The following is a 3,195-nucleotide window of genomic DNA, read 5'->3' as shown; positions in this document are numbered from 1 at the left end:
GCTTAATCGACTCTATTAATATAGATATTAATAGCAGTAGTAGCCCGGTGGTCTAGCGGCCAACCCCGAGGGCTAGGGATACCGGCCTCTGGATCTCATAATAGAGGGGTTAGCCGGTGACGGCAGTTCGAATCTGCCCCGGGCTACCAACATTCATAATTTTATATAGATGTGAGTAAATCGAAATTAGAAGATGCGAAGATTACGCTACAACATAATCATGGTTAATTTAATTTGCATTAATCTTCTTTATCATTAGAAGCTTATTGATCTATTCTCTCCAAATTTGGAAGCTCTAGATCGATGGAGATATCCAGTTGGTCATCTATATTGTAGGGGATTTTAGAGAGAGGATCGTATTCATCGAACTTCGTCTTCGAAAAACCGGACGTGAGAAGAGCTACCGTGAGCAAAGAATTTGTACCCAAACTGTTACCAACACCATAATGAATTTCAACTGCACCATCCCCTACGAGCGAGTTTAATCGAGAGACCGCCATAGAAATCTCATTTGCAGATACACCCCCTCCCATCAAAAATAGGATCGCCTTTGTAGCCTTTTCAGGGTCGGCTACTCGATACAACGATCGAATCGCCCCAATAACAGCCTCTTCACATCGATTGGTCGAGGATGATCTACTCAAGCACAAGATCGAATAACCATTGCATCTTACAGTATCGATGAATTTTCTAATACCTACGTTGAGCTCAGATTCGGCGGAGGCTTCGATCATGGAGTTTAAAGCTGAAGCTATCAATCGATTTATCGATCTATAACTATCACGTATGGGCAACTCTCCCATACTCTCTAAAATTCCATCGTTATCGATTATGATCATCGCATCCATCGAGCTTTTGAGTTTACGTAGCGCAGTACCCGCGTAGAAGTGTTTATTCTTTTCAAATCTGAATGGCATGACGAAGATACCTACACCGAACGCTCCCGACTTATGAATACGCTCCGCTAAAAAAGGTGCCAGCCCAGTACCTACACTACCACCGAGCCCCGAAATGAGGAAGATGAGAAAAGAATCCTTCAACAATTCATCAAAGTATGGAAGGTACTTTAGCGTAGCACCTCTTATAACCTTCGGGGATACTTTTCCTAAAACTTCTAATGGTATTAAAACTCTTTCACCGATGGTGCTCTGTGGGAAATCTTCTTCATCACAACTTACATAAACAAACTTACCAATCAAATTACTCATATGTTGAAGTTGAGATGCTATTCGGCAACCGGCGGTTCCAATACCAATCGCCAGAACTCTGTTACGATAAGAAGGTGTATTTAGAAAGTTGAGTAAATCGACTGTACCGCCCATCCATACCACTCTCATCACTTAAATTAAGATTTAATTTAATAACTGATGGAATTAAAAGTAGTATACCAGAGGTATAAAAAATTAAAGTCCGATCTTAGAGCCTATCTTATCTAATCTAGATTCAGAATTTTAATCCAATTCGCCCAATAAACATGACGAACTCGCACCTACGATCTTCACATCAAATTCCTCGCCCAATTTCAATTGAGAATTTATAAAGACGGGTTTATAAGCGAAATTCCTACCTATGACCCCATTCTTCACAATTTCATCGATGATCACCTTTCCGTGCCATCCAACCCATCTTTTATTATTTTCTAATGAAATCCTTCTTGTAATTTGATGAATCTTCTCACTCCTCTCCTTTATCAGATCGTTACTCAATTGTGGAAGGAGTGCAGCTTCTGTACCCGGCCTGGCCCCAAATCGTGAGATATTCGTAATATCTGGTTTGATTCGCTCCAACACATCGACCGTCATCTGGAAGTCTTCATCACCTTCTGTAGGGAATCCTACAATCACATCCGTGCTAAGGGTCAGATCTCTGATTTCACCTTTAAACCTTTCAACTATATACATAAACTCTTCTGATGTATAACCCCTCTTCATCAACCTTAGTATTCTATTACTACCGCTCTGTAAAGGAAGGTGAAGGAATTTAAAGATCCTTTGATTTTTGAACACATCTATCAACTCATCGAGGATCTTAAGTGTAAATCGTGGGTTCATCATACCTACCCTAATGTAAAAGTCACCTTCGATCTTACATAATTCATTTAAGAGTTGTGGTAGATTGGCCCCAATATCCATTCCATAACATCCATTATCTTGTGATGTAATCCATAACTCTCTACAACCTTCAACTATAGAGTTTCTCGCCTCCCTTACTATATCACTTATTGGATAACTTACAAGATCGCCCCTTGCGATCTTGACTTGGCAAAAACTACATCTGCTTAAACACCCGTTAGCAATTTCTATTATGCCTATTACGGGATTAACCCTTACTCTCGGGAGGTTCAATTTTGGAAGGTTCAGATCTTCGATGAAGACACTTTTATGACCGTGAATCGCACCTAAGGTTGCATCGACTACTTTATTTATCGCATTAGGTCCTACAAGGCTTGCATAGGGATTGATCTTTTCTATTAAATACCTCTCTGTTTTCGGCATACATCCTGCCACAACCAAAGGCTTCTTTGTATCAGTTAATTTCTTAATTCTATACACCATTCTCTGTGAAGTCGGCGATTTTACGGTACAGGTAACGATTAGATTGACATCCGATTCATATTCATTATCAACGAATCGAAAACCAGCTTCCTTTAATAAGCCCAATATCATCTCATAATCTGCTACATTTGCACTACAACCATAAACTTCAACGTATGCTTTCATCACTATTTATCTCACGTTTTCTTATCCACCACCAACAGGCGGTATAATTACTAAAGTATCCCCATTTGAAAGGCTTTTTTTACAAAGGTTTGATGAATCGATAGATAAACCATTCACTAGTACTTGCAACTCCTCACGCAATTGACCACCATTCTTAAAAAGGTATCTCTTCATATTATCACCAAATATTTTACATAATTCATTCAATGCATCCTTGACTGTTGAACCTTTTGTAAGATTGATTACATCCTCTTTCCTACCTGTAATATCTCTCATTTGTGCAAAGTATTTTACTCTGATGGTGATTATCCGTTGCTCTTCCAATCATCACACCAAACTTTATTTATACAAGATTGCAGATTTAAAAATGATTCGCATTAAGATAATGCATGTAATCGATGGTGAGACGAAGACTGGAATTACGATATTTTGGCTGATGCTATATCGATACTCGGGCCTATATTACCTAAAAAGG

Annotated in this window: 3 protein-coding genes and 1 tRNA gene; 1 reads left to right on the top strand and 3 read right to left on the bottom strand. The window is 39.1% G+C overall.

Annotation, left to right across the window (positions count from 1 at the left end):
• The first annotated feature begins 41 nt into the window (after positions 1-41).
• Positions 42-149 (top strand) — tRNA-Gln (locus NZ896_06655).
• Between the two features lie 114 nt (positions 150-263).
• On the opposite strand, the gene NZ896_06650 is transcribed toward NZ896_06655, so the two are convergent.
• The 3 genes from NZ896_06650 to NZ896_06640 all read right to left on the bottom strand — a co-directional run bounded on the left by NZ896_06650 (position 264) and on the right by NZ896_06640 (position 3,044).
• Entirely contained in the window at positions 264-1,322 is a 1,059-nt protein-coding gene (locus tag NZ896_06650) for a hypothetical protein (GenBank protein MCS7117125.1), read from the bottom strand.
• Positions 1,323-1,451: 129 nt separating this feature from the next.
• Positions 1,452-2,720 (bottom strand): tRNA (N(6)-L-threonylcarbamoyladenosine(37)-C(2))-methylthiotransferase, encoded by a 1,269-nt coding sequence (locus NZ896_06645; GenBank protein ID MCS7117124.1) that lies wholly within the window; start codon positions 2,718-2,720, stop codon positions 1,452-1,454.
• Between the two features lie 21 nt (positions 2,721-2,741).
• Entirely contained in the window at positions 2,742-3,044 is a 303-nt protein-coding gene (locus NZ896_06640; protein MCS7117123.1) for a MoaD family protein, read from the bottom strand.
• Between the last annotated feature and the right edge of the window lie 151 nt (positions 3,045-3,195).

The organism is Nitrososphaerales archaeon, from assembly GCA_025058425.1.
In the GTDB taxonomy this organism is placed as follows: Archaea; Thermoproteota; Nitrososphaeria; order Nitrososphaerales; family JANXEG01; genus JANXEG01.
Note: the sequence above shows the minus strand (reverse complement) of the source record. Positions and strands in the feature narration are given on the sequence as shown.

Coding starts and splice junctions, on each gene's coding strand:
- NZ896_06650 (MCS7117125.1), bottom strand. CDS start 1,322: ATGGGCGGTACAGTCGATTTACTCAACTTTCTAAATACACCTTCTTAT.
- NZ896_06645 (MCS7117124.1), bottom strand. CDS start 2,720: ATGAAAGCATACGTTGAAGTTTATGGTTGTAGTGCAAATGTAGCAGAT.